Below are 24,304 nucleotides of genomic sequence, written 5' to 3' on the forward strand. Positions count from 1 at the left end.
CAGCCCCCCGTCCATGCGCAAGCTGACGGGGGGCTGCTAATAGTATGTCTGCCCATCACTCCTACGACTGCAAGCGCTTGTGCTCTTAATTGTACTCCTACTTGTTCTATCTAGATTTTCTGCGCCAATGCTGGTCGTGGTTAGACTCTTGTTGGCAACGATGTCAGCCTAGATGTCAGCCTATTTCTGGCAAGCACAACAACTTTTAGCTGAGACTTCGGTAACAAGTTAGTTGGCAGCCAAGAGCAACCCATTAGATCGATCGTTTAGGAAAGCTTTGCAAAAACCATGGCCATTTTAAAGCTTGTTGCAAGTATTAGACCGTCTGTACTGAGCAAAGCATAAAGTTCTGTGGAAGTTAGCAAGCTTATGGACCAATTGTTCTGGCAAGTCCGTAAGAATACAGATAAATACTAAGCTTAAAAATCTAACTATGTAATGCTCAAATCAAGGAAGTGGTTGTCCTGGATTTTACCTGGACTCATATTGATATTAGGAATAGGGTTAAGTCTAGGCCTGCAGGTACACAACCGCGATGGAGTATTTTTCAGCAGCGATGCGGGTTTAAAAGCCCTCCTGGCCCAACAGTTTAGCACTGGCACATGGCAGGCCTCCTTAGAGATTCCCCAACCAACCTGGGTGTTAACCCTCTGGCGACAGGGATTGTATCCCTTTGCACCGCCCTATGCCTATGAACAACAGGGCAATTACTTTATTACCTTTCCGTTTGCCTTTCCAGCGATTACCGCTCCGTTTTATGCGCTGATGGGCTACTACGGTTTTTATGTGGTGCCACTGGTTTCCCTGTGGATCATTTGGCTCCGGTTCTGGCAGCTGTGTCGGGTATGGCAAATCCGCTCACGATTCATCGCCCTCAGCTTGGGGCTAATGATTTTGGCATCGCCTCTGACCCTGTATGGAGCCATGTACTGGGAGCATACCCTGGCAGTAGCACTGGCCTTTTGGGGGCTGTCCGGGCTGTTGTTGCATGCTTTACCCCAGGGGGCAAACGATCGCATCAGCATCAATGAGGCCCTAGTGAATGGTGCCTGTATCGGACTGTCGGTATGGTTACGACCAGAGTTTTTGTGTATGGTCATCATCTTGGCAGCCATGACAGTGGCCAGCCATACATCTCGACTACCCAAACGATTATGGGTGATTGTGCCCCAGGGATTAACCCTGGGCTTAGTGATTGCCTTTACCGGGGCGATGGCGCTAACAGTATTGGGCCTACTTGGCGTTAACAGCGTTATTTATGGCCATCCCTTGGGCATCTATGTTTGGCACGCCCCCTTATCCCTTGGGCAAAGGTTCGCTCAGATTGGGCGTAATTATGGGTTCATGGTAGTTTCCCTGGTGCGTTATTTCCCGGCGGTGCTCCTGGCGTTGGGACTGCCCTGGATCATGCAGGGACGAACACGTGCTGCCAGCATGGTGCTGCTAGTGATAGGGGTGACGTTTGCGATCGCAGTTCCCCTGATTGCCCCATCTGGAGTCGACGATCCACAGTGGGGGCCTAGACTGTATCTAATCTTGGTACCGCTCACCGGTTTGATAGTGGCCGCTGGGCTCGATCAACTGTGGCCAGATAGCCCGAAACGCTGGGGTGCTATGGCCGCTGTAGCATTGATGCTAACGGTGGGAACCCATGCCAATCTGGTGAATGGCGGTCTGAATACCTACGTCGATCCTCAAACAAACTCTATTTCTCTGCCCAGTAACCATGGGCCTGTGGCCCCTGCCATTGCCGCCTTAGCCACCTATAACGAACCCTGGGTTGCCATGGCACAGCAGCAGATTGCCCAACAACTCTGGCCCAGTGCGCGATTGAAGACTTTTTTTCGCACCGAAACCGATGAGGCCATTGAGCAGTTAGCGTCAGAACTCGTCAACCAGGGCGAGTCGTCATTTCTATATATTTGCTATGCTGACGTCCCCTGTGCTGCCACTGGCAAAGGGACCCTAACCTCCGTATTATTCAGAGGGGATAATGATCATGACACCGCAATGAGTATATCCTTTAAGTCATTGGGTACCTTTGGTAAATATCCGTTCTATCGCGGACTTATACAGACTAAGCAGTAACCTAAATATTAACGAAACCGTAGTCTAAAACAATAGTTAAAGTACTATCAACTAACCCATACAGGTGAGTTGCATGCAATGGACCTGAACGGTAATTTATATCCCGGTGCTGCTGATCCGAACGATGATTCCATCTGTCAAATTTAGGCTTTTAGCAAGTTTTACGGAGCAATTCATCCTCTAAATCAGCAACAGCTATATCTCCTGTAGATATTTATCGATGACTTATATCTCTGAGCTGGTTAAGCCTCCCCAAGGGCCGCTAAGGATCGCATCTACCCCTGCGAATCTACCCTTTTCTCTGGTTATTCCCACCTATAACGAAAGCAAGAATGTCGGCAAGCTGGTGGCGCACCTGGTGGCGCTACTGGACAATCTGTTGCCAGACCAGTACGAGCTGATTGTAGTGGACGATGACAGCCCCGATAAAACTTGGGAAGTGGCCCAAAAGCTCACATCTCACTATCCCCAGCTACGGGTGATGCGGCGGCAGGAAGAACGAGGGTTATCGTCAGCGGTAATCCGAGGCTGGCAGGTGGCGCAGGGAGAAATTTTAGGCGTCATCGATGCGGATCTACAGCACCCACCTGAGACCCTGAAGCAAATGGTGAACCATGTGCAAGATGGGGCTGATCTATCCGTGGCCAGCCGTCATATTGAAGGGGGTGGCGTCAGTGACTGGAGCCCGTTGCGGCGTTTTTTGTCGCGCGGGGCGCAGATGTTGGGGCTGTTGATTTTACCCAGGGTTGTCGGTCGGGTGAGCGACCCCATGAGCGGTTATTTTATGGTGCGTCGCAGCGCCATTGCTGGCCATACCCTCAACCCCCTGGGCTACAAAATCCTGCTGGAGGTGATTGGTCGCGGCCATGTGGGCGACATTGCCGAGGTGGGCTATGTTTTCCAAGAGCGTAAGGCAGGAGAAAGCAAAGTCACCTGGAAACAGTATGTGGAGTATTTGGGCCATTTGGTACGGTTGCGATCTCAGGGTCGCATTGCCCGCATCCGTCAGAAATTTCCCATCGGTCGATTTTTGCGGTTTGGCCTGGTGGGGCTGAGCGGCGTGTTTGTGGATATGGCGGTGCTCTATTTGCTGAGTGACCCAAGCACCCTGGCCTGGGGGTTAACCCGCAGCAAAATTGTGGCGGGAGAAGTGGCGATTTTAAATAACTTTTTGTGGAATGATGCCTGGACCTTTGCAGACATTTCGCGATCGCAACAGGGTTGGGGAGCCCGGCTCAAACGATTCCTTAAATTTAATGTGGTCTGCCTGTCGGGGTTGGTGCTAAACGTGCTGCTGCTGAACCTGATCTTTAACGTCATCTTTGGGCAGCAATATCGATATTTAGCAAACTTGATTGCGATCGCAGTCGTTACCGCCTGGAATTTCTGGATGAACCTAAAGCTGAGCTGGCGTGTGACCCAAGTGAAGAAAACAAATTCTCAAGAGAAAAGTTAACCACTGCTGGCTTAGTAGAACTACCCTAGCCAGTAATTTTTAGCTTAAATTCTCTCAAGGCTTGATAATGAGCAAATGTCTTGCCACATCACCCCTGAAATTTTCAAGCACCTTTACAAGAAAAACAACAAGGGCTCTTATTAGTCATAGTTTTGTTTTGATTAGTAACAGCTACGGCCATGGGTTCGGAATATTAAACCAGTCTCATGTAATTACTGGGCAGTCCTTTTTGAGACTTACCCATGGGTTTACCTATCCTCAAAACTATCTCCGCAACGGTACTGCCAGCCATTGCATTTGATACCTTAGCCCAGGCAACCCAGGATGGGAAGGCAAAGAAAACAGTCAACTACCGTGCTGCTGTTCGGCTAAAAGTAGACGAGCTAATGCAGCAAGGCATTGAACAGTATCAGGCAAGTCTATTGGGGACGGCCCTTAAAACCTGGCAGTTGGCACTCAATATTTCCAGCGAACTTGGAGATCGACCCGGTGAAGGTAGAGTGCTGGGAAATCTGGGTCTGGTGTATAACAGTTTGGGGCAGTATGAGCGGGCGATTGATTGCTACGAAAAGAGTTTAGCCATTGTGCGTGACATTGGCGATCAAAAGCGAGAAGGAAGAGTCCTCGGCAATTTGGGCAGTGTTTACTTTAGCTTGGGGCAGCAGCAGCGGGCGATTCAACTGTATAGGCAGCGGCTGGTGATTGTTTGTGGACTCGGGGACCAGGTGGAGCATGGTAAAGCACTGGGAAATTTGGGCAATGCTTATTTTGCCCTGGGGCACTATGAACAGGCGATTGAAGTTTATTATAAACGACTTGCGATCGCCCGTGAAATTACCGATCGCCCTGGAGAAAGCGATACCCTCGGAAATCTGGGCAATGCCTATCTAAAACTGGGGGATTATGGGCGGGCCATCGACCTCTATGGACAACAGCTGGTAATTACGGTTGAGCTGGGTGACCAACAGGGGGAAGGCAATGCTCTGGGAAACTTAGGCGTAGGGTATCGCAACCTGGGACACTATGAAGAAGCCGTAGAATGTTATCAGCAACGGCTTGCGATCGCTCGCGAGATTGGCGACCGGCGAGGGGAAGAAAACACATTGAGAAATTTAGGATTCTTGTTTAAGTCTCAAGAACAACCGGAACTGACCATTCTCTTCTATGGGCAAGCAGTGAAGGTACAAGAAGAGATCCGTCAAGATTTCACGGACAGAACCTTGCTCCGGGCCTATACAGAGAAGGTTGCCGATACATACCATGCCCTGGCTGACGCCCTGTTTGAGCAGGGACATATTTGCAAAGCACAACAGATTCTCAACCTTCTCGCAGTTTAAGTCTCCTCAACTTAAGTCTCTTTAATCTGTTTAAGACCAGGGACTAACCATCGACCAAACTGGGCATAGAGGGCGGGAAGCACCAGTAGTGTGAGGGCCGTAGATGTAAACAAACCACCCAACACAACAATGGCTAGCGGCTGTAGAATTTCGTTCCCGGCTCCGCTTGCCAGGGCCAGGGGCAGCATTCCCAGGGCAGAGGTGAGGGCCGTCATCAAAATGGCATTGACTCGCTCTAAAGCCCCCTGGGCAATCACATCTTTGGAATGCATTCCCTGGGCAAATTTTCTGTTGTAGTTATCCACCAGCAACAATCCGTTGCGTACGGCCACACCAAACAGGGTAATAAAACCGATCAGTGAGGCAACGGACATAACCCCCCCCGTCAACAGCATGGAAACAATCCCACCCACCAGCGCTAAGGGCAGATTGACCATAATAGCCACAGTGGCCGGTAGAGATTTGACTGAGAAAAACATCAGTACGGCAATGGCGATGGCCGCCAGGAGGCTATACACCAGCAAACTGTTGGTAGCCCGCTGCTCAGATTCAAACTGACCGCCATACTGGATAAAGTAGCCATTGGGCAGAGTCACATTTTGGCGAATCTGGGTCTGAATATCGCCGACAACGCTACCTAAATCTCGCTCGGCTACATTGGCTGATACCACAATCAGTCGAGATACATCTTCTCGATTCACCACATTCGCCCCCATACCGTAGTCTACGGTGGCTACGGTCTCCAGCGGAATGCTCTCTCCAGTGGGTGTGGAGAGGGGGATTGCTCGAATCGCGTCCAGGCTATTGCGAGCAGAGTCTTGAAGACCGACGATAATGTCAATCAGTTGTTGGTTTTCAGGTATTTGGGAGACTATACGCCCGTTTAGGGCTGTTTCCACCAGCTCTGAGATGGCGGCCATATTGAGGCCGTAGGTGGCGGCGGCTTCGCGGTTGTACTGAATGTGTACCTGGCGAATGGGGAGCTGAGGTTCTAGCTGCAAGTCGACTACACCTGCAATAGGTTCGATTACATCGCGCACCTGTTCACCGATACTGCGTAATTCTGCCAGGTCAGAGCCAAAGATTTTGATTGCGATCGCACTCCTCACCCCAGACAGCACCTCATCCATCCGGTGGGAGATAAACCCGCCAATATTCGGTGCCACACCAGGCAGCTTAAGAAACGTCTCCCGTAGTTCTTGCACGCTGGCGTCTCGATCGCTCAGGGCCAGATCACTCAGTTCAATATCCACATGGGCCATGTTCACCCCGGCACCATCTGCATCCCCCGGTGCCCGTCCCGCCCGTACCTGCACCCATTCATATAAAGGGTTGTCCTGGAGAGACGTCGCTAAGGCATTGCCTGCACCATGGGTAATATCCAGTGAGATACCGGGAAACAACACCATGGAGTTCACAAGAGATTTCTCTTGAAACTCGGGTAAGAACACTCTCCCCAGGGAGGGCACCACAGTCACCGTTGCCACCAGTGCCGCCAATGCCCCTGCCAAAATCAGCTGGGGTGCTCTGATGGAGAGATTTAACAACGGGCGGTACAGCCGCTCCACCCAGCGCGATACCCAAGTCCCCTCCTGGGGCAGGGGCTGATTTGCCAGGAGAATCGCACAGAGTGCTGGAGAAAGGGTCATGGCCACCAGTGTGGAGGCCGCAATGGAGAACAGATAGGCCAAGCCCATGGGAGCAAAGATACGCCCTTCCACACCCGTCAGGCTAAAAATGGGAGCAAACACCACCACAATGATCACCGTGGAGAAAATCACCGCCAGCCGCACCTGTACCGAGGTTTCGTAAACCACCTGAAAAGGAGATTTAGGACCGCCCTCGGCCTGGTTGCGCCGTAGACCGCGATAGCAGTTCTCCATATCCACAATGGCGTCATCCACCACGGAACCAATGGCTACCACCAGTCCCCCCAGGGTCATGGTGTTGATGCCCAGGCCAAAGGTCTTCATAAACAACAAACCAATGAGCAAGGATAGGGGAATAGCACTCAGGGTGATAATCGCCGTACGCCAGTTCATTAAAAACAGCAGCATAATCACCGAGACAATGATGATGCCCTGCACCAGGGAGCCGCTGACATTGCGAATGGCAGAGTCAATAAAGTTGGACTGACGGAAGGTACGCACCACCTGCACATCCGTGGGAAAAGTGGGCTGCAAAGACGCCATGACAGCTTCCACAGCCTTAGTGACTGTGGGTGTGTCCACATCCGGCTGTTTGTTGATCATCAACACCACTGCGGGCTGGCCGTTAAAGCTAGCATCGCCGCGCTTGAGGGCTGCCCCGGTTTGCACCTGGGCCACATCCCGCAACAGAATTGGTTCACCGTCCTGAACCTTCACCACAGACTGTTGCAAATCGGCAATGGACTGCACCTGACCGATACCGCGCACCAGCAGTTCCTGGCCACCGCCAATTAGAAAACCGCCCGGCGCATTGGCATTGGCAGCCTGGGCCGCCTTGGTCACATCGTTGAGGGAGAGATTGAGCGCCCGCAGCTGTTCTGGGTCAACTAAGACCTGCTGCTGACGCTCTTCACCGCCGTAAACGGTTACCTGAGAAACACCGGGTACTGAGAGAATCTGGTTGCTGAGGGTGACCTCTACCAAACGGCGTAGCTCCATCAGTGAGGTTTGCCCGGTGTCTTCTACGGTAAAGGCATACTGCAGAATAGTGCCCAAGGGAGAAACGAGGGGAGAAATCTCAGGGGGATGGGTTCCCTCGGGGAGCTGGTTGGCCACCTGTTGCAGGCGTTCTGTAACGGCCTGACGGGCTCTGTAGATGTCAGCGTTTTGCTCAAATATCACCTGCACCATAGACAGACCTACCTTGGAAGACGATCTCACGGTGGTCACCCCTGGCAGACCATTTACGGCACTTTCCATAGGCACCGTAATCTGGGTTTCTACTTCCTCGGGGGCTAACCCAATGGCTTCCGTTTGAATATCCACCTGCGGTGGGGCAAAGGGGGGAAAGACATCCAGCGGCATCTGGGTGATGCTAAACGCTCCCCAAAGGGTGACGATAATGGCCAACATTACGATGAGCCATCGTTGGGCAATGGAGTTTTTTAGGATTCGATCCAGAATCGAGTTCAACATAGTGATCTGAGGGCGTCTGCCTGATTAGAGGAGTTCTTTTTTCTTGTTGCGACTGCTGACTAGCAGTGCGATCGCACTTCCCACAAAAATGACTCCGCCTGTGGCCAACGCTTTTAGCGGCAGACCACCGGACTGGTCGGCACTAACCTGAGCAACAGGTTGCTCTGAAGTTTCAAGAGTTTCAATGGTTTGGGCGACGGCGGTTGGAGAAGCCCCATCGGTTTCTAAGCCAGTGGCGGCCTGGGTTTTGCGTGATTCGGCATAGAGCGACAGACTGCCCTGGATGACCAGTTGCTCACCCACTGATAGACCTGCGGTGATTTCAATCAGTTCGCCCTGGGTAGGGCCAGTGACCACATCCACCGGTTCGTAGAAACTTTCATACTGCACAAACACCAATTGCCGACCGTTATCGTCCACAAGGGCCGTCACCGGAATTAGGACAGCGGCGCTGCCATCGGTGGCAGGTTCAATTGGGGCTACCTGAATCCCGAGCAGCGGGTCGGTTTCAGCATTGATTTCCACACGGTTCACGCCGCCCGTTGCCTGGAATTCATCCCCATGACCCACATGGGCAAGTGCCCCAGGAGGAGCGATAGAGAAGCTCAAGGCCAGTAGTGAACTAAACAACAAAACGAATTTCATATAACCTCCCAACGGTATCTGATAAAAGCTTCCACAGAGTGCCATAGGGCAGATGAAATCGAGGTGAAATGGACACAACTTCGGTAGTATTGGCTCGTAGTTGATTGCCGTCGTGTTATGCGGGTGCTGCTGGTAGAAGACGAAGAAGATCTGGGTCAGGCGATTAAGCAAGTGCTGATGGACGAAAAGTACGTCGTGGATTGGGTCACGGACGGTGGGCAGGCCTGGAACTTTCTAGAAAGCCAGTGGACCGATTACACGGTGGCAATTTTCGATTGGCTACTGCCGAAACTCTCAGGCTTAGAGCTATGCCAACGTGTCAGAGCACAGCAAAATCCGTTGCCCATCCTGATGTTGACAGCCCTGGGACAAGCAGAAAATCGGATTGCTGGCTTGGACGCTGGAGCCGATGATTATTTAGTGAAACCCTTTGTCATGGCGGAGTTGCTGGCAAGGTTGCGGGCGTTGCAACGACGTTCACCCCAGTGGCGACCCCAACAGCTGACGGTAGGGCCATTTACCCTGAATGATGCCAATACCACCCTGCAAGTTGACCTGGAGGATCAGCCCCAACAGGCAATTCCGTTAACGACAAAAGAATTCCAGGTGCTGGCCTATCTGATGCAAAACCCAAATCGCATTCTCTCCGGCAGTAAGATTCGCCAACAGCTGTGGGATTTGGACGAGGAACCCGTGAGCAATGTTGTTGCCGCCCAAATGCGCTTGCTGCGCCGCAAGTTAGCCCGCCACCATTGTGACTGTCCCATTGAAACAGTGCCAGGCCAGGGTTATCGGTTCGTTCCATGAAGACTAGCCAACAGTTATTTCGCCGCAGTCGTCTGCGGTTAGCTTTATGAAAACCAGCATAAGTCAACAGTTATTTCGCCGCAGTCGTCTGCGGTTAGCCCTGTGGTATGCCCTGGTGATGGGTGGCATTTTAAGTCTGTCGGGGTTGGTGATGTATCGTGCCCTCTTTCAAGCGCGCTGGGGAGCACTGGAGCGAGAAATTGAATCCATCGCGGGGACATTACACGACAGTTTGGAACCCATGCTGCCTGCATCGGCAACACCGGCCACCGTGCTACAACAGATTTTTCCAGATCTGTGCCTGGCCAATCAACCTTGCGATGATAGTCCCACTCTGATCGAGCGCCATACGATGGGGGTGAGCGATCGCACCACATATTACGTACGCCTGTTCGACCGCCGGGGCCAGCTGTTGGCCTTTTCCCCCAACCAACCCCAGCAACCTCAGGATCTGAATCCTGCCCCATGGCAAACGCTCCAGGTAGAGAATGGACCTCGCTACCATCAGTTCACGACGGTTTTGCATGGCGCTGCCCATGGCCATTCCGGTTCAAATGAGGTTCATACCCATGCCTCCTGGGGCTATTTGCAAATTGGCCGCACCCTGGCGGATTTTGATGCAGAAACTCAACGGATTCGCTGGACCCTAGCGTTAGGGTTACCCCTCACCCTGGGGCTGGTGGTGGTCTCTAGTTGGGGACTGTCAGGGGTAGCTATGCAGCCCATTTATCGGTCTTACCAGCAGCAGCAACAGTTCACGGCCAATGCAGCCCACGAACTGAGATCGCCCCTAGCTAGCCTATTAGCCACAGTGGAGGCCACCCTACGCCTATCCCCAGCTCAGCTTCAGGAGATTCCCCCCAGATTACAAACCATCGAACGGCAGGGACGGCGTCTGAGTCAGCTGATTGCAGATCTACTGCTGCTGACTAGCCTGGAACAAGCGGCTTCGGCCTCCTCCTTTAAACCTTGTTGTCTCAATGATCTGATCACCGATCTGACGGAGGAATACCAGGAACTGGCAATGACTGCCAATGTGGATCTAACTTGTCAGCTGCCCAGTGATGAGCTGTATGTATCGGGTCAGGAATCTCAACTTTACCGATTGGTGGCGAATTTAATTGACAATGCGATTCGCCACACACCTGCCTATGGGGTTGTTGCTGTTGATTTAACAGCTAGCGATCGCACCGCTATGATCACAGTTAAAGATACGGGTACGGGCATTCCAAAAACGGAACAGCCCCGAATTTTTGAGCGTTTTTATCGAGTGGATGGGGGACGCGATCGCAAAACAGGAGGAACCGGCTTAGGGTTAGCCATCGCCCAGGCCATTGTCTCGCGCCACCGAGGAACCCTCACCGTTGAAAGTGTTATGGGCCAGGGTAGCCTGTTCACCATCCATTTTTCTTGCCTTGCTGCCCATGGGGCGCACTAGAAAATTGTTGCCTGATGAGTTGAGGCCGCCCATAAGGTGCACCGTTAGAAAGTCAGTTAAAAAATCGCCACAAGTTGGGATTGACAAGATTTCGATACACTCACAATGAAGTAACCGATATCATTGTCAATTTGAATCGCATCATGAAACGCTTTTTAGTCTGGAGTATGGTAGCACTGCCACCAACCCTTCTTATTCTCCTATCCCTAAAACCGCTAGAAATTCATTCGATCCGTTTTCTTGGCTTTTTTGCTGCTGCGTTCGTAGCAATCCTGATCATGGCACTGAGGATAATTCCTGATCTTCAGTCTCAAAAGCGCTTTCGACAACAGGCGGCGGTATCACTCATCATGGTGGTTTCTATCATTGTATTTAACTGGCCGCTGAGGATAGCTTACGGGTTTTCCCGTCCTGCCTTTGACCAAGTGGCAGCACAGGTGATGACAGGAGAAACGTTAGAAACTCCCCGACGCATTGGCTGGTTTCGCATTGAACGCATTGAGGCTCCTGGCCCTGCCGCCAATGGCATTGATGACCAGGGTCTGCGTCTGTGGACTGGCGTTCACCCCCATGGAAATACTGGCTTTGTACAAGCGAGTCCCGATAATCTGCGGTTTAATTTGTGGAGCCATTTCAGATTAGATGAGACCTGGCAGTTTATTTCTGAGGACTAATTAAATGATAGGGAGACCGAATTACGGCGTTTCCCTAGAACGAATGGTTTGGGCAACTAGGCTTGCAAGCCGGTGGATATGATTACAAAGAGCCCAGTCTGTAGGGGACAATCCCTCGTTGTCATTGCTACGATGCGTCGCTAAGACAGCAGATTAACCATAAAATATTGGGGATATATATCCAATACCTTCATCAGGCCAAAGCCCAGGAGCCCAGTACCCAGGAGGGCTGCGCCGAAGCCGATGGTGTTCTTCACCCACAGGGTGCAAAATTCCACGTATTTATCCATAAGGAAAATGACGAAAAAGGTGCCTGCGATCGCATTGACTACACCTAAGTCCAGAGATGTGGCCACTGCGATCAATAGGGGACCACTGAGACAGGTAACAACGTTTCGTAGCCAATACTTTTCCTTCGCCACCCACTTAGACGACAGAATTAGCATCCCCACAAAATAGACAAATGTGCCAGTGAATAAAGCACCGGTTTGAAACACATCCAGCGATCTGGGTAAATAGTGCTGGGTGAGACCCAGGCCAAACAGGATTAAACAGGCAGCGGCAAAGGTGCCCTGACCAGCTTTATCAGTGCTGTCAAACCCGATGATGATGGTCAATGGCCCCGCTAACAAAATAAACCCAAAGTAGGCCACAAATGCTAGGGATGCCAGCACCCCCAGGGTAATACTCTGGTTCCACCAGGCTGCCCCGGCATAGACCGCGCAGCAGGTACCGGACACAAATTTGATATCTTTTCCAACCCCTTGAAAGAACGTTTTCCAGTTCTCCTGGCTATGGAGTAAGAGCAGGCTTAAAAAGAAGATGACCGCGCCGAAAAAATTTAGGGTGAGTCCCTTTTGCAAAAACATTAAACCGGCCCCCACTCCACAGAAGAGAACTTTATATGCGGTAATGGGTATCTTTTTCAGGAATTCTATAATTGACACGGCAACGGTCAAGACAAGGCCCGACAGAATTTGGAAAAGCTCTTTAATCACCCCAAAGCAGAGTAACCCCGTGCCTAATACGCTCACCATAACGGCCAGCACCCTGACGATTACTTGAATACGGAAAATTGCTTTAAACTGATTCCAGTGGCGTAGATCATTGACGGCAATGGTTTCACCCCGAATGTTTGATGCCTGGTCTGCATAGAACTGTCGCTGCGCGTTGCCCACCTCAGGAGATAACACATCCCTTGATTCCAGGTCATCTATCGTAAGAACATGGGTTCTTAATAGGGAGATGTCGTTATAGTCAGGGGCTGTATTTGCTGCGGATGCTGGTTGTACAAAACCAGTCAACAGAATGAACAGCAACAGCAGCGCACAGAAAATTCTTTTCATACCAAATCCAATTCGGTAAACCCGATTAACAATGGATAATTCTGTAGGGGCAATCTCTTGTAGTTCCCCTCTATCCACCCATTGATAATTATGATATGCAGGCTAACAGAGTAATGAGTTAACGGACATGCGCCTATCTAATTGGCACACTCGAATAAGGAGGAAAGCTCTGAGTTTATCGCTTACTCTCCAGAGTCTCTTCTAAGCATAAAAAAGAACGGCTGAGGCGACTCTTTAAAGTCCATCAGCCCCAACACAGTACTATCATTTAACTTCCTAAAGGTGTCATTAATAGGCAGATAGTCATAAATCATCGTGGCGCTGACTTTGCCACGGTATTCCATCATGCGCAGTCTAGCCTGACTTTGTTCTGTTTTCAGCAACGAGGTGGATAGACCCAGCAGTGGTTTCATAAAATCACTCTTGATGCCTGGCATGTTCAAAGCCCATTTCATCGCCATGGGCTGGGGGGCAACTTTAATAATCTCTCCCTGGCCATCTAAAAACAACAAGGGATGTACGGTCTCAGGGTCGATAAATTCTTTTCCGTACCAGTTGGATGCTTCTAGCATGCCATCCATAGGGTGGGAGGTGTGCAGTCCAGAGCCTTGCCAGCGACCAATCATAAACTCCAGATTGATGGGGTCTAGAGAATCGAATAGCTGCAAGGCTTTTTCGGTGGTGGTTTTGCCCGTTTGAAGAATTGCCTGACGGTTTTCTGGGGTTTCCATTATTTTTGTTGGGTCGGGTTAACCGAGATAGCCAACAGGATTGGTTTAGGATATCCCATGCTAAATTCAAATTCAGTAGCCCTGATCGAAAATAGCCAATTCTGTAGGGGCAATCCTTTGTGGTTGCCCTGCGACATTTACAGGCACCTGTCCAGAATCCTATTACCCATATTTCATCTTGGAAGATTTTGGCTAATGGCAATGATTACGTCTACTCAACGCCCCAGGCATTTAGCAAAGATGTTGCGCGCTCAACTTCAGCTTCATTCTCCTGTTGCTCATACAGTCGGCGAGCTTTTTGCAAAGAATCAACAGCGGCTTCTCGTCGGCCCTGTCCCCATAATGCCAAACCTAGGTTATACCGAGCACCCGCATCCTCAGGAAACTGACGAACAATTTGTCGATATGAAATGACTGCTCGAATATACTGCTCTCGCTCTAGCAGCATCGACCCAAACTCTGCCTGAGCTGGCACAAAACTAGGGTTCGCCTCAATCGTTTCCTCAAAATGAATAAATGCTGCAGCATTATCACCTCGCTCCTGCATGATCAGCGCTAGCTGATAATGACTTTCCCAATCCCGAGGGTTCGCTGAAATCGCACGTCGCAAAGATTCCTCCGCTTGACGTTCCCGACCCTGGTAAATCCAAATTTTAGCCAGGTTGCCATGGATACTACCCCGGTTACTATCAATCCGTAACGCCCGTTGCAACGGCTCTAATGCATCCTCAAAACGTTCTTGCTGCAAGTAAAGGAGACCAATTGCCTCATACACCTGGGCATTATTAGGTGCCAGGCGAGCAGCTTCTTCCAATGCATTGAGTGCCAGATCATACTCATTCTGCCTCAGCAACATATTGCCCAGCCCCAAATAAGCATTGGCCTCACTGGGAGCCATGCGCGTAATCGTACGGTAGGCATCTGCTGCCTCGGCATAGCGCTCTGCCTGATAAAGACCGTGGGCCAACCCATACCGGAATGACACATTGCGACTATCGCGATCAATGGCCTGGCGATAGCTCTCTACCGCTAGCTGATAGTCCCCCTTCAGAATCTGGAGATAGCCAATACCTGAATAAAGCCGCGCATTATTACGATCAATGGCCAGGGCCTCTTGGTAGGCTGCGATCGCAGCTGAATAGTTTTCGTTATCCACATTTTGCTGGGCCACCCGCAGCAGTTCCCCCAGCCGTTCCTCGTCCGCATCCGACAGCTCCGTCAGCTGAGTTTCCTGCTGAATTTCCTCAAGCGCTTCACTTTGAGCCAGCAAAACATCAGGGGGCTCAACCGCATTCGCCGCCACCGGCAAAAGCCAAAGCATCCCAGCAAGGGTGGCCACTAGCCTTAATTTTGGTGCGGGCGATAGTCCCATGGGTGTAGTAACCATTGACATTGATGTAGACTCCTCACTGACTCAAATAATTCTGCATTCAGCTGGCAGAACGCTACCCAGAGTTTGTGTCTTAATATGACGGTGCTGCTAATGGGATAGTCAATGATTTTAGCAACTACCGATACACTTCAAGGGAAAAATATTAAACAGTATTTGGGAATCGTCACCGCTGAGGTGATTTATGGTAGTAATATGCTCTGTGTCTAAGAAGCCTGATTTGCATAACTTTCAGGGCTTGGGGTCCAGGATTGAACTAAATTTGACTTAATTGTCACAGCCCCACAAGCGCTAAAACTAAAAACTGTCACTTCAGTCGCTATCCGCAGGGGTTTCATTGGCCTCGCTATCAAGCCAGCCTAAGTCCTCAGCAATTGCTTGCCTTGCTATTTCTTGCCAGTTCTTTATTCTACCGTCTTTGATTGCCTGTTTCATGCTGGGCGGCATTCGAATCGTCATCTTTTCTGTGCATGGCTCTGACCACTCATATTTTTGCTTAAACCCATATTCTGTAATGTTGGGGTTGCCTCCGGGTCTGCCTTTTGCCATTGGTCCTTATGAATGAACAACGCCCAGATCTACGCCACCCCCAACGCATTATCCGGGGCGAGGGTTAGGGCAGATCTGCAACGCTCGGCATGGGTGGCATCGGAAATAGTCCCGCCAATCTTATTTAAAGATTGAAGGTTCTCAGCTTTCCTTATAAAGAGTCGAATGTTTTGTTCTGAAACACGGGCATAGTACAAGCACAGTAATGCAGACTGTTATAGGGATGCAGATGGGATCATTCAGAATTTAGAATTTGGTGAGCACCCTTTCAACTTGACTGCTGAATGTCTTCGAAAGTTGCGGCTGGTTCTGCGCGATCTTACCCCCGAAAGCCACTGCGAGGCGATGAGTTTCATGGAGGACGTCTGTCCCTGTGACTGCATCGTTACGGGTGCATGACAATGCCGATATTACACTGATGTCACACGCAACCGTAACATTACTGATGCGTTACCATGGCTATGCACCAGGGGTTACCTCTACAATGGGTTCGCTTCCCTAACTGTCAAGGGCGTCTTGAGTGTAGTTTTCTCTAGGCAATCCTTTTGTACGTGAAGGATTGCCTAGAGAGTCAGGACAGGGGCAACTGTCCTGCTCTCATCTTCATTTCCTACATCTTTCAACTTTCTCCGCACTCTAGTCCCTCGTCAACTCATTAGCTCGTAGCCCTGGGCATAGATATTGCAGCCAAGCACAACCACCTTAGAGTGGCCTGAATCGTTCAACACTTTGAGCGCACGAGCATGACCTAAGGTATTCTCCTGAACCAAGAAGCTAGTGATCGGGCAGTTAATGCTGCTCTGATCAGGCTGGGTTTACAAGTTCAGGCAAGACCGTAAAAAGCCAAGCAACTATTAGAACGCACCAAGACACAATAAAAATAAGGCTCAATATGGAATTCAGGGAGGTCTGTGGCCTGAAGGGATAGACTAAACGGAAGTTGCGCAAGCAAAAATGGCATTAAACCTTTGCCCCATATGGAATAGAGGTCGTTTTTTTATGAGCACTTACTGGGTACACTACACCAATAGAAAAAATGACTCAAATGCTTGATGTTGGCCGGCTGTAGGCAACGTAATCTTGGCAGCAGTTAGGACGTACGCAGCGTACACTTTTCTTCTGAATTGCGATTGAGCACACCTTCAACAGACATGGCTACAATCATAGCCTGTACAACCCAGTAGTCAATACTTCTATGTCAATTTACATGGGTACAATGTGCCTTAACAAACCACCCTCTAGACCTTATTGTACAATGCTTAGAACCTGATTTCACTTGCGCAACTTCTGACTAAATGGCGAAATAGCTCTGTACCTGGGTTAAGAAATATCCTGAGCGTCATCGTTATCATTGTCATGACTGTGAGAGAGATTTTGATGACCTGACGAAAAGCATCTTTTCAGGGCGTCATCAGCCGCTTCGAGTCTGGGTTGTCTGCTTATATCTAATGGGGCTTAACCTCTCCAATCAACAGATTGCTAAAGAGCTAAATTTGAACAAAATGATGTGCAAAAAATGACGCATAAACTCCGTCAAGCGGTTGTTGATAAGGCCCCTGTAGTCACTCTTTCGGGAGACATCGAGTTTGATGAGGTCCATGTCAATACCATTGAGGGCGTTTGGTCACTGCTACGCTCCTGGTTACGGCCTCACCGAGGGATTTCACAAGGACATCTTCCCGTGTATCTGGGTTTCTTTGAGTTTATGCATAATGCCCGACGATGAGGAAAAGCATTATTAGCCAGTCTATTATGTAGCTACCGTACTCAGCTCACTCCTTAAAACGCATATTGAGCCTACATTTCTTCTTCACCTAGCGTCCTCGGATAGGGCAACTGATGCCGGGCGCAGGCTTTTTTGATGCGCAAAATCAGATCGGTCTTATAGACATATTCATCCCGTGCATCCATGGGATAGGATCTCAGCTTGAGGTGGGTTGCCCAGGTTTCTTCTGACACCACCACCATGACCGGCAGCTTAAGCTGGGTATAGCGACTGCTATAGGCGGCCTGGTACAAAATTTCGACGGCCAGTTCCGTATTGGCTTCGTGGGCAAAGTAAAACTCAGTCATCACCTGGGCTTCGAGTTGACCGCTGTTGGCATTGGAAATGGGATTGGTCCAGGTAACGTTGTGGGGAATGGTAACGGCGTTGTCGTCAGGGGTTTGTAGCCGCACACCCCGCAGGCCATAGTCAATCACTTCGCCATAATGGTCGCCAATTTGGATGCGATCGCCCATACGAAAGGGGCCTTCAAACAGGTTGACTACACCAGCAATGATGGAACTGGCATAGTCTTTAAAGGCAAAGCCTAGGGCAACGGCAATGGTACCTGTCAAGGCAAGCAGATTCGAGCCGGTTAGATTTAGGAATAGGGGCAACAAATAGGCAATGGTAACAATCAAGACGATACCCTTCAGAAAAGGGACTGACTGCTTGATAATTAGCCTGAAGCGACGCGGTACTTGCTCTGAAAGGATGTCAGTGCCAACCCGAATCAGGAATAGCAAACCATAGGCCGCTAACACGGCAAAACTGCCCTGCAGAATCTCTGATGTGTTGGGTCGCTTAAAGATATCGAGGACATCTGCCGATGTAGTGAGGTCCTGAGCTGTGGCAAGACTTGTCAGAGCCAGCAACGCTATGGTGGTCGCGATCGCAATCTTCACTCCCTTAACCATGGCTCCCCCTAAGCTTTTCCAATTAAAAAGTTGTTATTGCCAAGTTCTTTGTAGAGCTTGGGATAATGGGCCGGATGGACAATCAACCGACGACCGCGCTGACGGATAATGCCTTCGCGCCGTAGCACCTGCAATCGGGAGCGGATATTGCGTTCGGCTTCGCCCAGGCTAATGGCTAGGTGCGATCGCGTCATTTCTCGATGAATCAATAATGAATGCAGCAAATAGCGATCCATTGCTTCCAGGGTCATCAGCCCCGGTAACGTTGGTTTAGTGGGCAACAGTTCAATTAAGGCGGTTTCATTTGCGATCGCGCCTTCATCTGTTAACACATCAGCCTTAATTTGCAACGACTTGAGCCACAGCTGAGCCGCTGTACTAGCGATACCGTCTGCCGTGCTGGCCAGGCTATCCCAATAGCTATCATTTGCTTCCGAAAACTGCACCATGGGACCCGTTGCTTGGGTCTCTAAGTTGGTTTCAAGTAACGGAGCCAGCCAGGTTTTTAGCTCTGCCCCAGACAGTTTTGGCAATGAAATCGTCTGTTCAAAATAGGCACTGATCTGACAAACCCGTTCTAAAAAACTCCAAGACCAGTGATTACAGCCAAATACCCAAAAGCGAGAAGTGTCCTGGGCACTCAGGGTTTGCAAATATTCAATGCCCTCCCACCCTTCAATGCAGCGCAGAAAACAGGGCTCTAAACTAGACACCACCATGATGTTGGGCACATGGCGATCGAGATCTGTCTGGGTAACCGGCGTGGCAATTTCACTGGGCACCTCATCATCAGGCTCTAACTCCCGCTTAAGGTGTTGAGGCACCGTCAGCGGATCGGGTGGCCGATGATATCCCCCTAAGAAAAAACGCACTTCACAGTCAGGTAAATCCTGATGGACACTGGCTTTAAGGATCGGTCCAATCTCTTCCACCGGACGACCTAGCACCACCAGCGTATTATTCTCAACCTCAGGATTTGCCTGCCAGTCCTGCAATGCTTTAGTTAAGGATGCCTGAATAGCGGCTTGGTAGGGTTGAGGTGTCAGTAGCTGAGCCACCTGTTCGTTCACACTGTTGAGCACCCCCGGCGGCGCATTCACCAGTTCTTCGGTCGGCTCAGAGCTAGCAGAATGAGAAAACCGAGCTGGAATCGTTTTTAGTAAAGAGGAAAATTGTTTCCTCACCACGGTTACCTTATAAATAAGAACTGGTACCAATAGTACCGTTCTTTGATCCCTCTCGAATACTGGTTCTTCGTTTTTCGTTCTCCGTTTTTCGTTTTGGAAGCCTGTTGTGGCAAAACCACTTTAATTTGAGAGATATATTGAAGTTTCAAAAGAGGGCTAATTGGCTCAAAATTGCTAAAGGGGTTAAGAGATTGGTGAAAGCCCTATTTCTAGAGCTTCACAACCAAGTTTTCGCTACGCTTTGAGAAGTCTTACACCTATAGCAAACGGCCCTCAATTAGCGGTGGGTGCGGTGGGTTTTGCACCCACTGTGGGCTTCAGCTGAGAGTCATCGATCGCCAGCCTGGGCTGAATCATATCTGACAAAGACGGATTTAACAAAACAGTTCGAGGCAGCTCTTGTGTTGTGGACAGAATATTTACAACACGTCGCTTTTGATAGTGTTGAACAATATTACAGATAGTGCACATCTCCAGTTCACTCCTTAATTACAACTGCTTAATCTTTCTGAACGATGTAATAGTTATTTTGAAAATCATGGTCTAGCTGCTTAATCGTGACTTGGGTAAAGCCAGCATCTTTTAGCATAGACAGCGCTTTTTCTTCTCCCCACATCGCACCTAAGCCCATGCCTCCCTGGGCCAGAGATACCGTCATACAGTGCATACAAGAAACGGTATAAAGAAAGGGCGCTGCTGGGTGATCCATATTGCCTGCTACGTTGGTGGTAGCTCGAATATCTTGCATCAGATAAATACCGTCGGGTCGCAATGCACGATAAATATTCTTGAGAACAATATCGGGATGGGCCTGATCGTGAATCGCATCAAACGTAGTAATCAAGTCATACTGCTCAGGTGCATCAAAGAACGTGGCATCTTGTACTTCAAACTGAATATTAGATAGAGGGCGATACTGGCTCTCTTCACGGGCTGTGGTGATGGCCGATTCAGATAAATCAATGCCCCGAAATCGGCTATTCGGAAATAGTTTTGCCATTGTGTTGAGGGCACGACCGCTACCACAGCCCAAATCCAATACTTGTATGCCTTGTTTTAGGTCATCCATCAGCCCTGGTACTAAAGGCAACACATATTCTGTTAAAGCTGACACCGTTGTTTGACCACTATCTTCCGCCATCACCGGATGGAATCGCTTAAATTGAGCGTAGGGCACACCCCCCCCGTCATAAAAACAGTCAATAATCGGATCCTCCACAGTCCCTAACAGAGGGATATATTGAGCAAAGGCGGCAATGTTGTCAGGGCTAGCCGCACGGGTGAGCACAGCCGCATACTCACGGGGTAGGAAATAGGTATCCTCTTCCGTGTCATAGGTGATAAATCGGCCCGTCACCATTGCCCCCAGCCATTCACGCACATAGCGCTCATTAAGTCCGGCAGCATCAGCAATCTGCTGGCTGGTGGCAGGCGGCAGTTCAGCTAGCGTGTCAAATAGCTCAGTACGGTGGCCAATGGAGGTCATCAGTGCCAACGCGCCATTGTTTAGGATATCTAGCAAGCGCTCAGCAAACGCTTCAGTTAAGTCAGCGGATGTCGTCATGGTCAGTTCTCCACATTGCAGGTGATGGTCTAACCCTAATCAACCCAACGTTCTACCTCCGTTCCCACACCGTTCCCACCCAAATGTAGAATCCTCAACTGAGGTTATATGAGGTTCACTCAAACAAATTACAATGGACTGCAAGGACGATTGCAGCTGTTATAAGGTGCGGGTGTTGACTGTGGGCAAGCAGTTCCTAAAGGTGTCTTTGCTGGGCAGCTTTCACATTGTCCAAGCAGGAGCAGGCAGTGTAGAGTTGCGATCGCGATCGCAACACCTGCTCGCCTATCTAATTTTGCATCGCCATGCCCCCCAGTCTCGTCAACGTATTGCTGGACAGTTATGGCCAGATTCCGCCGACACTCAAGACCGCACGAATCTAAGAAAAGAACTGCACTATCTGCGGCACACCTGTCCTGCCATCGAGCAGCTAATCACTATCACCAAATCCACACTACACTGGCAGCCACAGATTCCCTGTGAAGTGGATCTTGATATTTTTGAAACTGCCCTAGCCTCAGCAGCGGAGGCAGACGGAGCTGCCGCTGTTGGTTTTCTTGAAACTGCCATCAAAGTCTATCAAGGGGATCTGTGGCCAGACTGTGATGCTGACTGGATTTATAGCGAGCAAGAACATCTCAGAAAAAGCTATGGCCAGGCCTTGGCTCAGCTGACTCGACAGCTGCAGGCCCTGGGTGAAATAACCAAAGCGATCGCAACGGGACAGCAGTGGTTACAGGCTGAACCTCTCGAAGAAAGTGCTTATCAGACGTTGATGGCCCTTTACGGGAAAATAGGAGACCGCTCCACCGCCTTGCAGTTGTACCACCAGTGCATGACTACCCTGCAAACGGAATTAGGGGTACCTCCCAGCCCTACAACAGCGAACATTTATCAGCAGCTATTGTTAGCAGAGGAAAGTGCTGTTAGGACAACAACAGAAGCTCTTCAATCTGCACAGTCTGCTTCAGCTATACCATTGTCTCTGGCTGCCCCCAATGCTACGAGCACCTTAGTTGGACGGGAGCAGTTGTTTGGCAGCTTAGAGCAATGGCTGTTATCGACCTTGGACAAGCCTGAACCTTTATTATTACTAACCGGAGAGCCTGGCATTGGCAAAACTCGACTGCTGGAAGCCTTAGCGAAGAGTGCGGCTCGAGACAGCTGGCATACTTGCTGGGGAAGTGCCTTTGCAGCAGAGCAGCTGCGTTCCTACGGCGTGTGGATAGATTTACTGCGTACCGCCCATCTCTCTGAGTCCTTTCCCCAGCTAGGGGATACCTCAAACAATTTACAAAATCGGGGACAGCTGTTGGACGCTATGGTGCAGAGCTTGAGGGCTATAGCCAGTCCTGAACAGCCTCTATTGCTTTTATTTGATGATATTCACTGGTTAGATGACGCGTCAACGGCACTGCTACACTATGTCTTTCGTCTAATGGGGCAAGGGCCATTGCGCATTGCCTGTGCCGCTCGACAACAAGAACTGCAAGAAAATTCAGCCGTTCTTACCTTAATCAAGTCCCTACGGCGGGCTAAACGACTACAGGAGATAGCCGTTCCTCCCCTGTCGGCTAAGGCGATAGGGGCACTCGTCACACCGCTGCTCAACTCCGAAGATGGAGCCAAACCACTAGATACTCAAAAAATCTCTCAACAAATCTACAGCGACAGCGGTGGTAATCCGTTATTTTCCTTAGAAGTCGCACGGGCCAATACTGGAGAGACCAGTGATCTACAGGGATTAATTGACGATCGTTTGCAGCGACTGGATGGAGCCGCAAGAGACTTGATTCCTTGGGCCGCAGCGCTAGGACGACGCTTTAATCCAGAGATTTTGGCCCTGGCGGCCAGCTACCCACCCATGCAGTTTCTGTTGGCCATGGAACAATTGGAACACCAACAGATTGTGCAGCCCGTTAACCCAGGGGCCTCAGCCAGCTTTGATGAACAGGGTAACTATGATTTTGTTCATGATTTGGTGCGCCAGGCAGCCTACAATCAGCTGTCGTTGCCCCGCCGTCGCATTATCCATGGTCAACTGGCTAAAATCCTGGAATCCCAAATGGTGGAGGATGATTTAGCCAGCCAGGTGGCCTACCATGCGGGTCTGGCGGGTAACCATGCCTTGGCGGCTAAGTCCTGTGTCACTGCTGCCAGCCGCAGTTTACGGCTGTTTGCCTATACAGATGTGATGCAGCTGGTAAATCGGGGGTTAGAACATAGCCATTACTTGCCCAGTTGCGATCGCATCCTCTACTCCACCCAACTCCTGCGCACAAGAGTTTTAGCCGGTGTATCCACATCAGACGCCACCACTGTAGAAGCTCAAATCCAGCAACAGTTAGCGGATTTGGTGGGTCTAAATCTGCCAGAAGCAGAAGCCGCTGCGCGACAGGCCCTTGCTTTCTTAAAGTACACCCAAGAGAACTTGACCGATGTGCATCAACAATGTTTAGAAGCCATAGAGGTTATGCCTCCAATTCCCCGGCTACAGGCAGAAAATCTAGCCGCGAATGGCTGCTGTTTAGCTGAAATTGAACGGGATATGGATCGGGCTGAAGCCATTTTATTGGAAGCCCAATCTCTGGCCAACCCGCTGGGTGCATCCATCAGCGACATTCATTTAGGACTAGGCTGCATTTATCGTTACCGTGGCGACTATGACCTAGCTCAGCAGCAGCTAACAACCGCCCTGCAAGTAGCTCAAAGTCACACACCCAATCAGCGCGATCAGCTAAATGAGAGCCATAGTCTCGCCAATCTGGCCATGAACAGTTGGGACCGCCAACAGCCTGACCCTGGCTATGCCAACGCCCTACTGGAGTTAGCGCCTAACCTACCCCAGGGGAGTAATGCCACCTTTGCAGACGCCTTAATTGCCCTATACGCCTATGGCAACAACCCAGACCAGACAGGTCAAACAGCTCTGACGGAGACATTGAGCCAACTTGATCAGCTGGATGCTCAACGGAAACGAGTTTTTATCGCCAGCCATGCTGCTGAGATTGCCCTCCGGCAAGAGGACGGGGTCATCGCTCTCACCTATGCAAGCATAGCTAGCCAAGCGGCTAACATTGTTGAGCATCCCAACGATATGGCTGTGGCAAATGCCCTGTGTGTTCTCAGTGCTAGTCTGCTAGACGATCACACAACGCGGCATCACCATTGGCAATTGTTACAGGCATTGCCTGCTACTAACTTAAGTAGTCGGGCTCAGCTGTTAATCGCCGAAGCTAAACAGACTGTGAAGCAAGGGGAAAAACGAATCGAAGACTGAGATAG

17 protein-coding genes and 2 pseudogenes are annotated in these 24,304 nt (G+C 50.3%); 9 read left to right on the forward strand and 10 right to left on the reverse strand.

The window, feature by feature from the left end; genetic code table 11:
* Positions 1-486: 486 nt before the first annotated feature.
* The 3 genes from DXZ20_RS20970 to DXZ20_RS20980 all read left to right on the forward strand — a co-directional run bounded on the left by DXZ20_RS20970 (position 487) and on the right by DXZ20_RS20980 (position 4,881).
* Positions 487-2,088 (forward strand): LA_3751/LA_3752 family putative glycosyltransferase, encoded by a 1,602-nt coding sequence (locus DXZ20_RS20970; protein ID WP_163700384.1) that lies wholly within the window; start codon positions 487-489, stop codon positions 2,086-2,088.
* A 220-nt stretch (positions 2,089-2,308) separates the two neighbouring features.
* Positions 2,309-3,544: a glycosyltransferase gene (locus DXZ20_RS20975; protein WP_163700387.1), complete on the forward strand. Its 1,236-nt coding sequence runs from the start codon at positions 2,309-2,311 to the stop codon at positions 3,542-3,544.
* Between the two features lie 242 nt (positions 3,545-3,786).
* Complete coding sequence (locus tag DXZ20_RS20980; protein ID WP_163700389.1) at positions 3,787-4,881, forward strand: tetratricopeptide repeat protein; 1,095 nt, start codon at positions 3,787-3,789, stop codon at positions 4,879-4,881.
* 11 nt (positions 4,882-4,892) lie between these two features.
* On the opposite strand, the gene DXZ20_RS20985 is transcribed toward DXZ20_RS20980, so the two are convergent.
* Together DXZ20_RS20985 and DXZ20_RS20990 are read right to left on the reverse strand one after the other, a co-directional pair.
* The gene (locus tag DXZ20_RS20985; protein WP_163700392.1) at positions 4,893-8,006 is read right to left on the reverse strand and encodes an efflux RND transporter permease subunit; all 3,114 of its coding nucleotides are present in this window, start codon (positions 8,004-8,006) and stop codon (positions 4,893-4,895) included.
* A 24-nt stretch (positions 8,007-8,030) separates the two neighbouring features.
* Positions 8,031-8,651 carry a permuted SH3 domain-containing protein gene (locus DXZ20_RS20990; RefSeq protein ID WP_163670853.1) on the reverse strand — a complete coding sequence of 207 codons (621 nt, stop codon included), beginning with the start codon at positions 8,649-8,651 and terminating at the stop codon, positions 8,031-8,033.
* A gap of 117 nt (positions 8,652-8,768) precedes the next feature.
* On the opposite strand from DXZ20_RS20990, the gene rppA reads away from it, so the two are divergent.
* The 3 genes from rppA (at position 8,769) to DXZ20_RS21005 (ending at position 11,570) form a co-directional block, all read left to right on the forward strand.
* Complete coding sequence (gene rppA / locus DXZ20_RS20995; protein ID WP_163670855.1) at positions 8,769-9,458, forward strand: two-component system response regulator RppA; 690 nt, start codon at positions 8,769-8,771, stop codon at positions 9,456-9,458.
* Positions 9,459-9,504: 46 nt separating this feature from the next.
* Positions 9,505-10,896 (forward strand): two-component system sensor histidine kinase RppB, encoded by a 1,392-nt coding sequence (gene rppB / locus DXZ20_RS21000; RefSeq protein WP_163700395.1) that lies wholly within the window; start codon positions 9,505-9,507, stop codon positions 10,894-10,896.
* 143 nt (positions 10,897-11,039) lie between these two features.
* Entirely contained in the window at positions 11,040-11,570 is a 531-nt protein-coding gene (locus DXZ20_RS21005) for a hypothetical protein (protein WP_163700398.1), read from the forward strand.
* Positions 11,571-11,710: 140 nt separating this feature from the next.
* Here the strand turns inward: DXZ20_RS21005 and DXZ20_RS21010 are convergent, their stop codons facing one another.
* The 3 genes from DXZ20_RS21010 to DXZ20_RS21020 form a co-directional block, all read right to left on the reverse strand.
* The gene (locus tag DXZ20_RS21010) at positions 11,711-12,916 is read right to left on the reverse strand and encodes a hypothetical protein (RefSeq protein ID WP_163700400.1); all 1,206 of its coding nucleotides are present in this window, start codon (positions 12,914-12,916) and stop codon (positions 11,711-11,713) included.
* A 182-nt stretch (positions 12,917-13,098) separates the two neighbouring features.
* Positions 13,099-13,647 carry a DUF4334 domain-containing protein gene (locus DXZ20_RS21015; protein WP_163700401.1) on the reverse strand — a complete coding sequence of 183 codons (549 nt, stop codon included), beginning with the start codon at positions 13,645-13,647 and terminating at the stop codon, positions 13,099-13,101.
* 211 nt (positions 13,648-13,858) lie between these two features.
* Entirely contained in the window at positions 13,859-15,040 is a 1,182-nt protein-coding gene (locus DXZ20_RS21020; RefSeq protein ID WP_163670864.1) for a tetratricopeptide repeat protein, read from the reverse strand.
* A gap of 102 nt (positions 15,041-15,142) precedes the next feature.
* On the opposite strand from DXZ20_RS21020, the pseudogene DXZ20_RS21025 reads away from it, so the two are divergent.
* Positions 15,143-15,238 (forward strand): annotated as a pseudogene (locus DXZ20_RS21025) (heavy metal-binding domain-containing protein); the annotation flags it as partial.
* A gap of 111 nt (positions 15,239-15,349) precedes the next feature.
* On the opposite strand, the gene DXZ20_RS21030 reads toward DXZ20_RS21025, so the two are convergent.
* On the reverse strand, positions 15,350-15,586 hold the full coding sequence (locus tag DXZ20_RS21030; RefSeq protein ID WP_006519698.1) for a hypothetical protein: 237 nt from the start codon (positions 15,584-15,586) through the stop codon (positions 15,350-15,352).
* A 1,585-nt stretch (positions 15,587-17,171) separates the two neighbouring features.
* Between DXZ20_RS21030 and DXZ20_RS37665 the strand changes: the two are divergent.
* Positions 17,172-17,312 (forward strand): annotated as a pseudogene (locus DXZ20_RS37665) (IS1595 family transposase); the annotation flags it as partial.
* A 71-nt stretch (positions 17,313-17,383) separates the two neighbouring features.
* On the opposite strand, the gene DXZ20_RS21040 reads toward DXZ20_RS37665, so the two are convergent.
* The 4 genes from DXZ20_RS21040 to DXZ20_RS21055 all read right to left on the reverse strand — a co-directional run bounded on the left by DXZ20_RS21040 (position 17,384) and on the right by DXZ20_RS21055 (position 21,019).
* Positions 17,384-18,268, reverse strand: coding sequence for a mechanosensitive ion channel family protein (locus tag DXZ20_RS21040; RefSeq protein WP_163700403.1), 885 nt, complete (start codon positions 18,266-18,268; stop codon positions 17,384-17,386).
* 8 nt (positions 18,269-18,276) lie between these two features.
* Entirely contained in the window at positions 18,277-19,455 is a 1,179-nt protein-coding gene (locus DXZ20_RS21045; RefSeq protein ID WP_163700405.1) for a MarR family transcriptional regulator, read from the reverse strand.
* A gap of 273 nt (positions 19,456-19,728) precedes the next feature.
* Entirely contained in the window at positions 19,729-19,926 is a 198-nt protein-coding gene (locus tag DXZ20_RS21050; RefSeq protein WP_163671498.1) for a hypothetical protein, read from the reverse strand.
* Between the two features lie 28 nt (positions 19,927-19,954).
* Complete coding sequence (locus DXZ20_RS21055; RefSeq protein ID WP_163671497.1) at positions 19,955-21,019, reverse strand: class I SAM-dependent methyltransferase; 1,065 nt, start codon at positions 21,017-21,019, stop codon at positions 19,955-19,957.
* Between the two features lie 181 nt (positions 21,020-21,200).
* Between DXZ20_RS21055 and DXZ20_RS21060 the strand changes: the two genes are divergently transcribed.
* Complete coding sequence (locus DXZ20_RS21060; protein ID WP_348918715.1) at positions 21,201-24,299, forward strand: ATP-binding protein; 3,099 nt, start codon at positions 21,201-21,203, stop codon at positions 24,297-24,299.
* Positions 24,300-24,304 lie beyond the last annotated feature (5 nt).

Source organism: Adonisia turfae CCMR0081, from assembly GCF_011009555.1.
Lineage (GTDB): Bacteria > Cyanobacteriota > Cyanobacteriia > Phormidesmidales > Phormidesmidaceae > Leptothoe > Leptothoe turfae.

What these genes read in the sequence shown, in the direction of transcription:
- DXZ20_RS20975 (WP_163700387.1), top strand. Translation starts at nt 2,309, where the DNA reads ATGACTTATATCTCTGAGCTGGTTAAGCCTCCCCAAGGGCCGCTAAGG.
- DXZ20_RS20980 (WP_163700389.1), top strand. Translation starts at nt 3,787, where the DNA reads ATGGGTTTACCTATCCTCAAAACTATCTCCGCAACGGTACTGCCAGCC.
- DXZ20_RS20985 (WP_163700392.1), bottom strand. Translation starts at nt 8,006, where the DNA reads ATGTTGAACTCGATTCTGGATCGAATCCTAAAAAACTCCATTGCCCAA.
- DXZ20_RS20990 (WP_163670853.1), bottom strand. Translation starts at nt 8,651, where the DNA reads ATGAAATTCGTTTTGTTGTTTAGTTCACTACTGGCCTTGAGCTTCTCT.
- rppA (WP_163670855.1), top strand. Translation starts at nt 8,769, where the DNA reads ATGCGGGTGCTGCTGGTAGAAGACGAAGAAGATCTGGGTCAGGCGATT.
- rppB (WP_163700395.1), top strand. Translation starts at nt 9,505, where the DNA reads ATGAAAACCAGCATAAGTCAACAGTTATTTCGCCGCAGTCGTCTGCGG.
- DXZ20_RS21005 (WP_163700398.1), top strand. Translation starts at nt 11,040, where the DNA reads ATGAAACGCTTTTTAGTCTGGAGTATGGTAGCACTGCCACCAACCCTT.
- DXZ20_RS21010 (WP_163700400.1), bottom strand. Translation starts at nt 12,916, where the DNA reads ATGAAAAGAATTTTCTGTGCGCTGCTGTTGCTGTTCATTCTGTTGACT.
- DXZ20_RS21015 (WP_163700401.1), bottom strand. Translation starts at nt 13,647, where the DNA reads ATGGAAACCCCAGAAAACCGTCAGGCAATTCTTCAAACGGGCAAAACC.
- DXZ20_RS21020 (WP_163670864.1), bottom strand. Translation starts at nt 15,040, where the DNA reads ATGTCAATGGTTACTACACCCATGGGACTATCGCCCGCACCAAAATTA.
- DXZ20_RS21030 (WP_006519698.1), bottom strand. Translation starts at nt 15,586, where the DNA reads ATGGCAAAAGGCAGACCCGGAGGCAACCCCAACATTACAGAATATGGG.
- DXZ20_RS21040 (WP_163700403.1), bottom strand. Translation starts at nt 18,268, where the DNA reads ATGGTTAAGGGAGTGAAGATTGCGATCGCGACCACCATAGCGTTGCTG.
- DXZ20_RS21050 (WP_163671498.1), bottom strand. Translation starts at nt 19,926, where the DNA reads ATGTGCACTATCTGTAATATTGTTCAACACTATCAAAAGCGACGTGTT.
- DXZ20_RS21055 (WP_163671497.1), bottom strand. Translation starts at nt 21,019, where the DNA reads ATGACGACATCCGCTGACTTAACTGAAGCGTTTGCTGAGCGCTTGCTA.